Annotated in this window: 15 protein-coding genes; 9 read left to right on the top strand and 6 right to left on the bottom strand. The window is 62.4% G+C overall.

The features are described from left to right. Positions 1 to 45: 45 nt before the first annotated feature. On the bottom strand, positions 46 to 678 hold the full coding sequence (gene mctR / locus EUU22_RS08300) for a two-component system response regulator MctR (protein ID WP_129331551.1): 633 nt from the start codon (positions 676 to 678) through the stop codon (positions 46 to 48). Further along, on the bottom strand, positions 675 to 2,057 hold the full coding sequence (mctS, locus tag EUU22_RS08295; protein ID WP_129331550.1) for a two-component system sensor histidine kinase MctS: 1,383 nt from the start codon (positions 2,055 to 2,057) through the stop codon (positions 675 to 677). Before mctS ends, mctR begins: the two co-directional genes overlap by 4 nt. Before the next feature lie 337 nt (positions 2,058 to 2,394). On the opposite strand from mctS, the gene EUU22_RS08290 reads away from it, so the two are divergent. The 3 genes from EUU22_RS08290 (at position 2,395) to EUU22_RS08280 (ending at position 4,302) form a co-directional block, all read left to right on the top strand. Next, positions 2,395 to 3,021: a TetR/AcrR family transcriptional regulator gene (locus tag EUU22_RS08290; protein WP_129331549.1), complete on the top strand. Its 627-nt coding sequence runs from the start codon at positions 2,395 to 2,397 to the stop codon at positions 3,019 to 3,021. Between the two features lie 83 nt (positions 3,022 to 3,104). Next, positions 3,105 to 3,755 (top strand): glutathione S-transferase family protein, encoded by a 651-nt coding sequence (locus tag EUU22_RS08285; protein WP_129331548.1) that lies wholly within the window; start codon positions 3,105 to 3,107, stop codon positions 3,753 to 3,755. Between the two features lie 61 nt (positions 3,756 to 3,816). Continuing rightward, positions 3,817 to 4,302, top strand: a complete 486-nt coding sequence (locus EUU22_RS08280; protein ID WP_129331547.1) for a VOC family protein — start codon at positions 3,817 to 3,819, stop codon at positions 4,300 to 4,302. A 61-nt stretch (positions 4,303 to 4,363) separates the two neighbouring features. Here the strand turns inward: EUU22_RS08280 and EUU22_RS08275 are convergent, their stop codons facing one another. Beyond that, positions 4,364 to 5,443 (bottom strand): D-TA family PLP-dependent enzyme, encoded by a 1,080-nt coding sequence (locus EUU22_RS08275; RefSeq protein WP_129331546.1) that lies wholly within the window; start codon positions 5,441 to 5,443, stop codon positions 4,364 to 4,366. Positions 5,444 to 5,619: 176 nt separating this feature from the next. Between EUU22_RS08275 and EUU22_RS08270 the strand changes: the two genes are divergently transcribed. From EUU22_RS08270 to EUU22_RS08245, 6 genes are all read left to right on the top strand, one after another. After that, positions 5,620 to 6,459 carry a transporter substrate-binding protein gene (locus EUU22_RS08270; protein WP_129331545.1) on the top strand — a complete coding sequence of 280 codons (840 nt, stop codon included), beginning with the start codon at positions 5,620 to 5,622 and terminating at the stop codon, positions 6,457 to 6,459. Positions 6,460 to 6,533: 74 nt separating this feature from the next. Continuing rightward, positions 6,534 to 7,196 carry an amino acid ABC transporter permease gene (locus EUU22_RS08265; RefSeq protein ID WP_129331544.1) on the top strand — a complete coding sequence of 221 codons (663 nt, stop codon included), beginning with the start codon at positions 6,534 to 6,536 and terminating at the stop codon, positions 7,194 to 7,196. A 9-nt stretch (positions 7,197 to 7,205) separates the two neighbouring features. Next, positions 7,206 to 7,871 (top strand): amino acid ABC transporter permease, encoded by a 666-nt coding sequence (locus EUU22_RS08260; RefSeq protein ID WP_165351115.1) that lies wholly within the window; start codon positions 7,206 to 7,208, stop codon positions 7,869 to 7,871. Positions 7,872 to 7,882: 11 nt separating this feature from the next. Continuing rightward, positions 7,883 to 8,653 carry an amino acid ABC transporter ATP-binding protein gene (locus EUU22_RS08255; RefSeq protein ID WP_129331543.1) on the top strand — a complete coding sequence of 257 codons (771 nt, stop codon included), beginning with the start codon at positions 7,883 to 7,885 and terminating at the stop codon, positions 8,651 to 8,653. A gap of 22 nt (positions 8,654 to 8,675) precedes the next feature. After that, a complete protein-coding gene (locus EUU22_RS08250) occupies positions 8,676 to 9,065 on the top strand; it encodes a RidA family protein (protein WP_129331542.1) in 390 nt (129 codons plus the stop codon). An 18-nt stretch (positions 9,066 to 9,083) separates the two neighbouring features. Next, the gene (locus EUU22_RS08245) at positions 9,084 to 9,887 is read left to right on the top strand and encodes an IclR family transcriptional regulator (RefSeq protein WP_129331541.1); all 804 of its coding nucleotides are present in this window, start codon (positions 9,084 to 9,086) and stop codon (positions 9,885 to 9,887) included. Between the two features lie 42 nt (positions 9,888 to 9,929). Here the strand turns inward: EUU22_RS08245 and EUU22_RS08240 are convergent, their stop codons facing one another. Genes EUU22_RS08240 through EUU22_RS08230 form a run of 3 tightly spaced genes read right to left on the bottom strand, consistent with a single transcriptional unit; the run spans position 9,930 to position 12,969 of the window. Next, positions 9,930 to 10,712 carry an ABC transporter permease gene (locus tag EUU22_RS08240; RefSeq protein WP_129331540.1) on the bottom strand — a complete coding sequence of 261 codons (783 nt, stop codon included), beginning with the start codon at positions 10,710 to 10,712 and terminating at the stop codon, positions 9,930 to 9,932. A 2-nt stretch (positions 10,713 to 10,714) separates the two neighbouring features. Continuing rightward, on the bottom strand, positions 10,715 to 11,893 hold the full coding sequence (locus EUU22_RS08235) for an ABC transporter permease (protein WP_129331539.1): 1,179 nt from the start codon (positions 11,891 to 11,893) through the stop codon (positions 10,715 to 10,717). Beyond that, positions 11,890 to 12,969, bottom strand: a complete 1,080-nt coding sequence (locus EUU22_RS08230) for an ABC transporter ATP-binding protein (protein WP_129331538.1) — start codon at positions 12,967 to 12,969, stop codon at positions 11,890 to 11,892. Before EUU22_RS08230 ends, EUU22_RS08235 begins: the two co-directional genes overlap by 4 nt. Positions 12,970 to 12,971 lie beyond the last annotated feature (2 nt).

The following is a 12,971-nucleotide window of genomic DNA, read 5'->3' as shown; positions in this document are numbered from 1 at the left end:
GAAAAAATAGAGAATTCAGATAGATACCCAGAAGTGGGTAGGCGGTTAGTTCAGGCCGCGATCGATTACGTAGCGGGTGAGACCAGCTGTCGTACCTATCCCGAGCTTTTTCTTCAGGTTCTTCCGGTGGGTCTCGGCCGTCGCCGCCGCAATGCCGAGCGCTGCGGCTATGTCGCGATTGCTTTTGCCGGCCGCAAGCAATCGGAGTACATCTTGTTCCCGGCTCGTGAGAGGCACCGCATTGTCCTCGGGTCGGCGTTCAAGAAGCGCATCGGATACCCCTGAGGAGAAGAAGGTCCCGCCCGCAGCAACCGTTTCGATCGCTTGTACGATCTCCTCCGTCGCCACGTCCTTCAAGATATAGCCGCGCGCGCCGCGCAGCACCGAGGTGGAGATATACTCCCGGCTGTCGTGCATCGACAGCATCAGGATTCGGACGTCAGGCAACTGCGCCCTGAAGAGGTCGATCGCCTCGATGCCGTTGACCTGCGGCATGTTGATGTCCATCAGCACAACGTCCGGTCGGGTGCGCAAGGCCAGATCGAGGCCCGTCCGCGCCAGCCCGGCAGTACCCACGACTTCGATATGGCTGTAGCACTCGAGCAGGGCCTTAAGGCCATCCAGCACGAGCGGATGGTTGTCGATGAGCAGGATCTTTATCGGGGCTTTGTCTTTCATGCCGCTTCCGACCTCATTCCGTGCAGACGGCCGGCTGACTTCGGCAGCATGGCGGTCAGCTGAGTGCCGTCTGGTCCTGAGCGCACAAGGAGCAGGCCGCCGAAATGGGCCATGCGTTCCTGCATGTTCCTGAGACCGAGTCCGCCGCGCTCCGTCTGCAGCTTGTCTTCCTCAAAGCCGGTGCCGTTGTCGGAGATCGTCATTCGCATCCGACCTCTTTCGCTCCATATCCGGATCTCGGCCGAACTCGCACCGGAGTGGCGCTCGATGTTGGTCAGCGCCTCTTGCGTGATCCGGTAGAGAGCGGTGTTGACCTCGGGCCGCAACGCGCTGGGCTCCGTCACCACTTTGAAGTCAACCTCGATTCCCGTGCGTTCCGTGAAGTTGAGGGCGAGAGCCTTCAAGGCGGGCGTGAGACCGAGATCATCAAGGACCCGCGGACGCAGTTCGTGCGACAGCCGTCGCACTTCCTTGATCGCTCCATTCAAGGCCTCAACGCCACGATCAATGGCGTGGGAGGCACCCTCGCTACCGGCCTTGACCTGCCTGCTGGCGAGGTCGATCGTGTAGCGTACACCCACAAGGTTCTGCGATATGCCGTCATGCAACTCCCGGGCGAGCCGCATACGCTCCTCTTCCTGCGTATCGATGATGCGCTGGGCGAGTAGTTTCAGCTTTCCGTCAGCCAGGCGCCGCTCGCGAAGGGTGATCAACATGCAGGTCGCGAAGACGACAAGGACGGCCGGAACGGCGATCAACGTCACGACCAGAAAGGTCGTGCGGATGTTCTCGCGAAGATCCGCCTTTGCGGCTGCGGTCTGCGCGAAGACGTCATCGAGGTAGACGCCGGTGCCGATCATCCATCGCCACTTGGGAAGACCCGCGGCGAAGGAGAGCTTGTCCGCAATCTGGCCGCTGGAAGGCTTCTGCCATTTGTACTGGTGCAGGCCGCCGCCCTCACGCGCCTTCGCAATCAGGTTCGCAATGACGCGGTCGCCGTCCGGGTCTTCCAGGTTCAACCAGTTCTTGCCGGGGCGAAACGCCTGGCGTGGATGCACGAGATTATTGCCGTCGTAGTCGTAGACGAAGAAATAGCCGTCCTGACCGTAGTCGAGCCCCTGAAGGATCGCCTTCACTTCTTCCTTGGCGCGTTCGTCGTCCGTTCCGGCTCTTGCGTAGACCCTGTCGATCGCTGACAGCGCGAGATTGGTGAGATTCAGCAGTTCATTTTCCTTGGCCTTCAGCATGTTCTTTTCGAACGTCTCGATGCTGCTCTGCACGAGTGTCGTCGATTGCCACGTGATGAAAGCCGTGATTGCGAGAATCGCCAGGATAAGGGGTACGATCGCGAGTGCGACAATCTGGTATCGTAACTGCAAAACCAATCCCTCCCCGAACTGACAGTTTTGCGTAGCGCCTCGTCACCCCCGTGGCAACTGGCAAAACTGCCGGTGAGACCGCCCTCGTTTCCTCCGAACGACGCATGTGAAGGCGGTGCGGACTGCCTGATCCGTCCCCTCGTGCCGATCGCAGCGATGCCGTCCGCGGCGTCCGACAGTCTCCAGTACCGGATCAATTCCTCCGCCATGATGATCCGGAGATCGTCAGGCATGTCTTCCGCCTCTGCGGACGTGCCGCGGGCCGATCAATATTAGCCCAAACAGAGATTGACAACATACCAACTAGTCGGTATGTTTTCGATCAATGGAGGAAGAGATGTCCAAGTCAGCGATCAAACCGGATGCCCGGACCAAGCTGCTCACCGCCGCCCTGTCCGTGATCCGTACAAAGGGCTACTCCGCCACCACGGTGGATGAGCTCTGTGCGGCCGCCGGCGTGACCAAGGGCGCCTTCTTCCATCACTTCAAGAGCAAGGACGAACTTGGCGTCGCCGCGGCCAATCACTGGTCCGAAACGACCGGGGCACTGTTCGCCGACGCGCCCTATCATAATTTCGCCGCCCCTCTCGACCGCATCCTCGGTTATCTCGAGTTCCGCAAGGCGCTTCTCAAGGGTGGAGTGCCGGACTTCACCTGCCTCGTGGGCACCATGGTGCAGGAAACCTACGAGACCGTACCGGCCATCCGCAATGCCTGCTCAAGCAGTATCACCAGCCATGCAGCAACGCTTGAAGCCGACATCGAAGCGGCAGTGCACGAGCGCGACCTGACGCCCGACTGGACCGCGAAATCCCTCGCGCTCCACACCCAGGCGGTCATCCAGGGCGCATTCATCCTGGCGAAGGCCACGGGTGGAGCCGACATTGCCGCAGACAGCATCGATCATCTCAGCCGCTACATCCGGATGCTTTTCAGCGCCGGAGCAGAGCGGAAACGGATTTGAACAAGGCAGCCCCCGAAATCAGTCGATCAGCGTTCTTCGAGGAGGATCGAAGACGCCGACACACGAAATGAAGGAGCTTTCCGATGACACCGACGATTACCGCCTTCGAACACTCCCCGGACGGAGGACAGGGGCTCGCACGTGACACGCGCGTCCGCTGGGCTTTCGAAGAAGTGGGGCAGCCCTACAAGGTCCACCTCGTTTCCTTCAACGCGATGAAAGAGCCGGAACACATGGCTCGCCATCCTTTCGGACAGATTCCGACCTATGAAGAGGGTAATCTCGTCCTCTTCGAGTCCGGAGCGATCGTCTTTCATATCGCCGAACGCCATGCAGGCCTGCTGCCGGCGGAGGCAGAGGCCCGGGCGCGCGCGATCGCCTGGATGTTCGCGGCATTGAACACCGTGGAACCGCCGATTCTCGATCGCGCAACAACCTGGATATCGGAGTGGAAGGAGCCCTGGTGCGAGCAGCGCCTGCGCCTCGTCGATGACCGCATCCGCGATCGGCTCGGCGACCTTTCCACCCGCCTCGGCTCTGCCGACTGGCTCGACGGTCCGTTCAGTGCGGGCGACCTGATGATGGTATCGGTCCTCATCAGATTGAGATCGTCAGGGATACTCGACGAATATCCGAACCTTTCCGCCTATGTCGCCCGCGGCGAGGCGCGGCCCGCCTATCGACGCGCTTTCGCCGCGCAATTGGCGATCAATGCCGGCAAGCAGCCGGCCTGACGACCCCGGTCGCACCGAATGGTACCGCCCAACAACACCTGAAACCCAAAGGAGAATGGAAATGACCGAACTCGTTACCTGCCTGTGGTATGACCATGGTGAAGCAAGCAAGGCCGCAAAGTTCTATGCAGCGACATTTCCCGACAGCCGCGTCGACAAGGTGAACGCCGCCCCCGGAGATTTCCCCGGCGGCCATGCGGGAGCCGAACTGACGGTCGAATTCACGGTCCTCGGCCGGCGCTTTCTCGGCCTCAACGGAGGCCCCATCTTCACGCCGAACGAAGCGGTGAGCTTCGTGGTCCTCACCGAAAACCAGGAAGAGACGGACCGCTACTGGAGTGCAATTACCGGGAACGGAGGGGCCGAAAGCGAATGCGGCTGGTGCAAGGACCGCTGGGGTTTCTCATGGCAGATCACACCACGGCGGCTGATCGAACTGAAGACGAGTTCGGACGCCGGCGTGGCCAAGCGCGCATTCGATGCGATGATGACGATGAAGAAGATCGACATCGCGACGCTTGAAGCCGCGGCTGCAAACCGGTCATGAGCGGTCGGTCCGGCCGGCTTCTCCCGGCCGGATCGCCAGAACGGGGCGAACACTGACCCCGTCAGACGATCTTTCCACGTGCGACGATCGGCCATTTCTCCGGGGTCGCCCGTCCGTCGCCCGTCACCACGACAGCATCGACCATGTTGGTCACCACGCAGGCGTGGTTCGGCACGATCCGGACCTTGTCGCCGACAGCAAGGCCGATCGGCCCCTGGCTCACCAATCGGCCATGCTCCTCGGAAAGCTGGTCGATCATTATATCGTCGCGCCCGAGCACGTGGCCGTAGCCGGTGAGCCCGAGAAGGTCGGAGGTCAGGGTTTTCGAGCCGGCGTCGATAATGGCCCGGTTCGGCGCGGGGACCGACACGACGGTTGCGAGCACATTCAGGGCGCAGTCGTCCCAGCCGCAGACCCCGCGCGATACCAGCGACCGGTCGTTGTAGACGTAGGTTCCGGGCCGGTATTCGGTCGTCACCGGGGCTTCTGCAGCATGCATCATCGTTGGACTACCACCTGAGGTGATGACGGGAACGACGATGCCCCTTGCCTCGATGCGGCTCTTCGCCTCTTCCATAAACCGTTCGACGGCTGCCTCACCTCCTGCCGGCGGATAGGTCATGAGGCCTCCAAAGACGAGTCCGGGCGACGCGTGGATGTGCGCGGCAAGCGCCTCGGCGGCCTCAGGTGTGAGGACACCGCAGCGGTTCGCGCCGGTGTCGCATTCCACCAGGACGGTCAGGGGCTGTGGCTCGCCGCGAAACGCCCCGGACAGTCCGTCCACGACGGCGCGGCTGTCTGCGACGACGGACAACGTCACTTTTCTGGCGAGCGCCTTCAGGTGTTCGAGCTTTTCGGCGCCGACGATGTTGTAGGTGATCAGGACATCGGTGATGGCACGGCTGCCCGCGACCATGGCCTCGGCCTCCGACACCTTCTGGCAGGTTATGCCGACCGCACCGGCCGCAAGCTGCATCTCGGCGATCGCCGGAAGCTTGTGCGTCTTGATATGCGGCCGGACGCGAAGCCCGTGTTGATCCGCATAATGCTGGAAACGCTCGATGTTGCGCCTGGCGACGTCCAGGTCGATCAGGACGGCCGGCGTGTCGATCGCCGCCAGATCTTCGGAAGAAAAGGACATGGGAACCTCGGTACCGATGGATGCAGCGCGGCCGGGACGTGCCACTGCTGAGCGCTGCATCGCAATGGCTATTGACAAGACATCCTCCATGAGCGTTGATATGTCAATCCGGTAAAACAGACATATGTCCGCTATATTGGATTTCAAAAGAAACACTCGATTCCCAGGGGAACGCCATGACCATTTCCTTCCGTGCCGGCCTGATGTCGCTGGTCGCCGCAACCTTCCTTTCCACTCCGGTCCTCGCCGAAGGCAGCAAGCTCGATGAAGTCCTTGCCCGCGGCCACCTCGTGCTCGGCACCGGCAGCACGAACGCGCCCTGGCACTTCAAGAGTGCCGACGACAAGCTGCAGGGCTTCGACGTCGACATGGGCCGTATCGTCGCCAAGGCACTGTTCGGCGATCCCGACAAGATCGAGTACGTCAACCAGTCCTCCGACGCGCGCATCCCGAATATCACGACCGACAAAGTCGACCTGACCTGCCAGTTCATGACCGTCACCGGCGAGCGCGCCCAGCAGATCGCCTTCACCATTCCCTATTACCGCGAAGGCGTCGGCCTGATGCTCAAGGCTGACGGCAAATATGCCGACTACGCCGCCCTGAAGGCCGCCGGGTCCTCGGTTACCATCTCGGTCCTGCAGAATGTCTATGCGGAAGACATGGTGCACGCCGCGCTCCCCGAGGCGACCGTCGACCAGTACGAATCCGTCGACCTCATCTATCAGGCGCTCGAATCCGGACGTGCCGATGCCGCAGCGACCGACCAGTCGTCGCTCGCCTGGTACATGACGCAGAATCCCGGACGCTATAAGGACGCCGGCTACGGCTGGAACCCGCAGACCTATGCCTGCGGCGTCAAGCGCGGTGACCAGGACTGGCTGAACTTCGTCAACACCGCACTGCACGAGGCGATGACCGGTGTCGAATTCGACTTCTACGCCAAGTCCTACAAGACCTGGTTCGGCAAGGACCTGACGCCGCCGCAGATCGGCTTCCCGGTCGAGTTCAAGTAAGACGCGAGCACTGTCATCGGGACGAAGGGCCGATGCCCTTCGTCCTTCGTTTTCTTTCTTGGCAGGACCCCGCCATGGGTTATTCGCTCAATTTTGCCGCCGTCTGGCGCAGCTTCGACCAACTTCTCGAAGGGTTGCTTCTCAGCCTCGGCCTGGCTTTCGTTTCCATTCTGATCGGCGCGGCGATCGGCCTGATGGTCGCATTCGCACTGGTCTCGAAAAGCGCGTGGCTCAAGACGCCGGCCGCGACATATGTGACGATCATCCGCAACCTGCCCATCCTGGTCCTCGTGCTCTTTGCCTATTTCGCGCTGCCGCAGATGGGTGTGCGGCTCGGCAAGATCGAGAGCTTCGTCGCGGTCCTCTCCATCTATTCCGGCGCCTATCTCGCCGAGGTCTTTCGCGCCGGCCTTCTGTCGATCCCCAGGGGGCTGACCGAAGCCGGTCTCGCCATCGGCCTCACCCCGACGCAGATCCGCACCTCGATCATCACGCCGCTCATGTTCCGTAACGTGCTTCCGTCGCTCTCCTCGACCGTGATCTCGCTGTTCAAGGATACGTCGCTCGCCGCGGCGATCGCCGTGCCGGAACTCACCTTCGAGGCACGCAAGATCAATGTCGAAACCTTCCGCGTGATCGAAACCTGGATCGTCACCTCGGGCCTCTACGTCGCCACCTGCACCCTGCTCGCCGCCCTTATGCGCGTCGCCGAGCGGCGGCTGGCTGTTCCAAGATAGGTGGAAATCATGATGGATCTCTCAGCCTTCCTCGATCAGCTCTGGCTCGCGCGCTACGTGATCCTCAAGGGTCTCGGCATCACCGTCTCGATCTCGCTCATGTCGATCATCGCAGGCTCACTGCTCGGCGTGCTCGTCGGCCTGTCGCTGGTCTACGGCAACCGTGCGCTGCGCCTCGTGGTACGCGCCTATACCGACGTCATTCGCGGAACGCCGGTGCTCGTTCTCGTCCTTGCGAGCTATTATGTGCTCTCCACCGTCGGCATCGAGCTCGGGCCGTTCCAGGCCGGCGTTCTGGCGCTCGCGATCTTCTGCTCGTCACATGTCGGCGAAATCGTCCGCGGCGGACTGCAGGCAATCCCAAACGGACAAACGGAGGCCGCGAAGGCGATCGGCCTGACCTTCGGCCAGACGTTCGCCTACGTGCTCTGGCCGCAGGCCCTTCGGCAATTCCTGCCGGCATGGGTCAATACGGCCGCGGAGATGGTCAAGGCCTCGACGCTCCTCTCCGTCATCGGTGTGGCGGAACTCCTGCTCCGCACCCAGGAGATCATCTCCCGCAATTTCATGAGCCTGCAGTTCTATTTCTTCGCCGGGCTTCTCTACTTCGTCATCAATTACGGCATCGAGCGCTTCGGCAAATACGTCGAGCGCAAGACCGCCGTCCCGTCCTGAGGTCGCACATCATGAGCAAGATACTTCTCGAGATCGAGGGTTTGCGTAAACAATACGGAACACTGGAAGTGCTGAAGGGCGTGGACTGCACCATGCGCGAAGGCGAGGTGATCTCGATCATCGGCTCCTCCGGATCCGGCAAGACGACGATGCTCCGCTGCATCAACATGCTGGAGGACTTCCAGGGCGGGCATATCCGTCTCGCCGGCGAGGAGATCGGCTACGATCACGTCGGTGGCGTTCGCAAGCGCAAGAGCGAAAAGGAAATCGCCCGGCAGCGGGCGATGACCGGCATGGCCTTCCAGCAGTTCAATCTCTTTCCGCACATGACCGCCCTGCAGAACATCATGCTCGGGCTCGTCAAGGTGAAGAAGATGAACCGTGACGAGGCGCGTGCCGTCGCCGAGAAATGGCTGGACCGTGTCGGGCTGGCGAGCCGCGGCGATCACTATCCCGGCCAGCTGTCCGGTGGCCAGCAGCAGCGCGTCGCCATCGCCCGCGCCATTGCCATGGCGCCGCAGCTGATGCTGTTCGACGAGGTGACATCGGCGCTCGACCCAGAGCTCGTCGGCGAAGTCCTGCAGGTCATCAAGGGTCTGGCTTCGGATGGCATGAGCATGTTGCTCGTCACCCACGAGATGCGTTTCGCCTACGAGGTGTCCACCCGCGTGATCTTCATGAACCAGGGCGTCATCTGCGAGGAAGGCGACCCGAAGGAGATGTTTGTCAGGCCGAAGACCGAGCGGCTTGCCGAATTCCTGAAGACATCCAGTTTCAACTGAAAGAAAAAGAAGAGAGAATTCTATGACGATCAAACGTTACGGTGCGGGCGAAACCGGTGCAGGCGGCCAGCCCCTTCCCTTTGCCCGCGCGGTCGAGGCGAACGGATGGCTCTACGTCTCCGGGCAGGTGCCGATGGAAAAGGGCGAGATCGTCCGTGGCGGCATCGTGGCGGAGACCCGCAAGGCGATCGAAAACCTCATTGCCATCCTGCATGAAGCTGGTTACGGCGTCGAAGACGTGGTGCGCGTCGGCGTCTGGCTCGATGACCCGCGTGACTTCTGGAGTTTCAACGGCGTCTATGCCGAGTACTTCGGGGACCATCCTCCGGCACGTGCTTGTGTTCAGTCGCGTATGATGGTCGATTGCAAGGTAGAGGTCGATTGCGTGGCTTACCGCGCTGATCGCACCTGAGAACGATTGGAGAAGAGCATGGCCGAGGCCGCAGGCGATTTGGTGTCGCGACGCACCCGGGGACTGGATCGCGCCTTCGAGATCCTCGAGTTCCTCCGCGTGAAGCGGCAGCCCATGCGGCCGAACGAGATCGCATCCGAAATCGGGGCGCCCCGGTCGTCGGTCTATGAACTGGTCAATCTGCTCCTGAGCCACGGCATGCTCGATTATCAGGGAGGTGACGGCCGCGTCTATCTCGGCCGTCGTCTCTACTTCCTCGGCACCGCCTATGCCGAGCAATTCGACCTGATGCGCGAATGCGACCGCATGCTGGTGAGGCTCGCAGAGGAGACCCGCGAGACGGCGCAGATGTGCCTGCTGGAAGGCCGGAAGTATACCGTCGCCATGATGCGCGAGGGTATCCGGCCTTTCCGGATTTCGTCGAATGTCGGCGAACTGGTTTCGATCCCGTGGACAGCCTCCGGCCGCCTGCTGGTCTCGCATCTGAGCGATCAGGAGATCGTCGATTTCATCCCGCCGGAAGATTTCATCCTTCCCGACGGACGCCAGATGCAGCCGTCCGAGTTCATCGCCCAGGTGCGCCAGGCGAGCCGCGACGGCTACTTCACCTTCAACAGCGAAGTCGAGAACTTCACCCATTGCTTCGCCGTGCCGATCTATCAGGCCGACGGCACCTGCATCGCAACGCTCTGCCTCGTCACGCCACGCGAGGACGGACTGCGCAATCGGAGCGCTTATCTCGAGAGCCTGCTGAAGGCAGCAAGCGAGATTTCCGAAAAACTGGGTTTCCATCCGCAGAGCAGGACAGCCGCCGCGCGCTGAGGCGTTCCTTGAAAACCTGCGGGAACACTTCCGACCGGCGTTCTAGCGCCGCTTCGCCAGCATCGACCGCGACAGGACGACAACGAGGCCGATAAGGACGGTCGCCGCAATGAAGAGGAAGGCGGCTGCGGCAATCGCGGGACTGATATTCTCGCGGATCGAGGAGAACATCTGCCGCGCCAGCGTTCGCTGGTTCGGGCCCGCGACGAAGAGCGTCAACACCACCTCGTCGAGCGAGGTCGCGAAGGCCAGCACGGCGCCCGACAGCACGCCCGGCATCGCAAGCGGCAGGGTGATGCGGCGAAACACCGTCGTCGGTGCGGCGCCGAGGCTCTGGGCGGCACGCTCCACCCGCTCGTCGATGCCGGCAAGCGCCCCGGTGACGCTCACCACCACGAAGGGCACGGCGACGACGGTGTGGGCGATGATGACCCCGAGATAGCTGTTGGTGAGGCCAAATCCCGACAGGAGCACCTGCAGACCGACACCGAGGACGACGGCCGGCACGACCATCGGCAAAAGGAATAGCGTGCGCATCGAGCCCCGGAAGAAGAGCAGCCGGTTGCGCAGGCCGAGCGATGCGGCCGTGCCGAGCGCAGTCGCGAGCAGCGTCGTGCCCGTGCCAATGACCAGGCTGTTGACGATCGCCCGACGCCAGGCGTCGGCGAAGAACAATTCCTCGAACCAGCGCAGTGACCAGGAAGGGATCGGATAGGTGAGGATGACGCTCGAGGTGAAGGCGAGCGGCAGGATGGCGATCAGCGGCGCGACGAGGAAGAGGATCGACAGCGTGGCGAAGGTGACCTTGGCGATTTTCATCGGCATCGTCAGCTCCTCCCCGGCTCGTCGCTGGAGAGCCGCGCATAGACGCTGTAGAGCAGGAGCGTCGCGACGAGCAGCACGACGCCGAGTGCCCCGGCCATACCCCAGTTCGCCGAGCCGGTGGCATAGAAGGCGATGATGGCCGAGATCATCTGGTCGCCCGGCCCGCCGATCAGCGCCGGCGTGATGTAGTAGCCGATCGCCGAGATGAACACGAGCAACCCGCCCGAGGCGACGCCGCGCAGACTGAGCGGCAGCAGCACGCGCAGGAAGGCGCGCAGCGGAGGGGCACCGAGCGAGGCGGCGGCCGGCATCAGGTTCTTCGGAATGGTGATCAGCACGGAATAGATCGGCAACACCATGAAGGGCAGGAGCACATGGGTCATGGCGATGATGACGCCGGTGCGGTTGAAGATCAGCGCGAGCGGCGCATCGACGATGCCGAGCATCAACAGGAGATCGTTGATCAGCCCCTTTTCCTGCAACAGGATGAACCACGCAGCAGTACGCACGAGAAGCGAAGTCCAGAGCGGCAGTAGCACGGCGGCAAGCATCAGATCGCGCTTCCAGCCGGAAAGCGAGGCGGCGATGATGGCATAGGGATAGCCGATGCAGGCACAGGCGAAGGTGACGAGCGCGGCGATCCAGAAGGTGCGCGCAAGGATCACACTGTTGACCGACTGGTCCGGTGGCAGATGTTCGATCTCGCCGGCGGCATTGCGCCCGAGATCCACGGCGGCGAGAAGGTTGCGGTCCGTATAAGGCGAGAGCGAATCGGCGATCGCCAGCCAGAATTCCGGCTTTTCCCAGCGCTTGTCGATGGATACGAGATCGGCGGGCGGGTTTGCGGTATCCTCCAGCGCACTCGTGGTCTTGCCCATCAGCGTGCGAAAGCCGGGGCGGGCGCTGTTGAGGCGGCGCACCATGTCGCCGAGCGCCTGGTCGTCATCGACGGCCCTCAGGTCTTCCATCATCGCGATTTGCATGGGCATGGTCGGGGGTGACTTGCGGTCCCAGTCGGCGAGAACCTCCGCGCTGCGCGGCAGAAGCCTGAGCACGGCGGGATCCGACACGGCCTGCGACATCATGCTGAAAAGCGGCCACACGAAGAAACCGATGAGGAAGAGCAGGAGCGGCGCGAGCAGGAGAAGCGACCGCCCAGTGCGGGAGGGAGCCGCACTCATGGCATGATGACCCGACAGTCGCCGGCCGAAAAGGCCGCAAAGACCCTGGTGCCCGGCGGAAACTCGCGCGACCTTCGGCCGAGCTTGGCGATCAATGGATGGCTGACGTTCTGCAGCTGCACACGCAGGTGATCACCTTGGTAGACAGAATCGGTGACCTCCGTTTCGAGCACATTGCGCGCCTCGCCTCGCGCCTCGCTGAGATCGACCCGCTCCGGACGGATGGACAGCAGGACGGGTTGGCCGGACGCGACACTGCCTGAGACGGCCGACACGATCTGTGCACCCGAGGCAAGCCGCACCGTCGCTTCCGCGCCGTGTACGGCTTCCACGACACCTTCAAAGAGGTTGGTTTCCCCGATGAATTCGGCAACGAAGCGCGTCGCCGGCTCGTCATAAACCTCTCGGGGCGTGCCGATCTGCTCGATCTTGCCCCGGTTGAAGACGGCGACGCGGTCCGACATGGTGAGGGCTTCGGACTGGTCGTGCGTGACGAAGACGATTGTGAGGCCGAGACGGCGATGCAGGTCGCGGATATCAAGTTGCATCTGCTCGCGCAGCTGCTTGTCGAGCGCGCCGAGCGGCTCGTCCATCAGCACGACACGCGGCTCGAAAACAAGGGCGCGCGCGAGCGCCACGCGCTGTTGCTGGCCGCCGGAGAGCTGTATCGGGCGCCGGTCGGACAGGGCCGACATCTGGACCATGTCGAGCGCGCGGCTGACGCGCTCGCCGATCTCCGCCTTGCCGACGCCGCGCATCTGCAGCGGAAAGGCGATGTTGTCGCCGACCGACATGTGGGGAAAGAGAGCATAGCTCTGGAAGACGACGCCCATGTCCCGCTTGTGGGTGGGCACGGCGTTGATCGCTACTCCGTCGAGCAGGATATTGCCGGACGTCGGTTGCTCGAAGCCCGCGAGCATCATCAGAAGCGTCGTCTTGCCGGAGCCGGACGGGCCGAGCAGGCTGACGAATTCGCCCTTCCCGATGGCAAGATCGAGGTTCTCGACCACGCAGAGCGGGCCGTAGAATTTCGTGATGCGGTCAAATCGAATGAACTCGGCCACGGTAGACTCCATCG

Source organism: Ciceribacter ferrooxidans, from assembly GCF_004137355.1.
GTDB classification, from domain to species: Bacteria; Pseudomonadota; Alphaproteobacteria; order Rhizobiales; family Rhizobiaceae; genus Allorhizobium; species Allorhizobium ferrooxidans.
The sequence above is the reverse complement of the archived record's forward strand: the minus strand, read 5'-3'. Positions and strand labels throughout refer to the sequence as shown.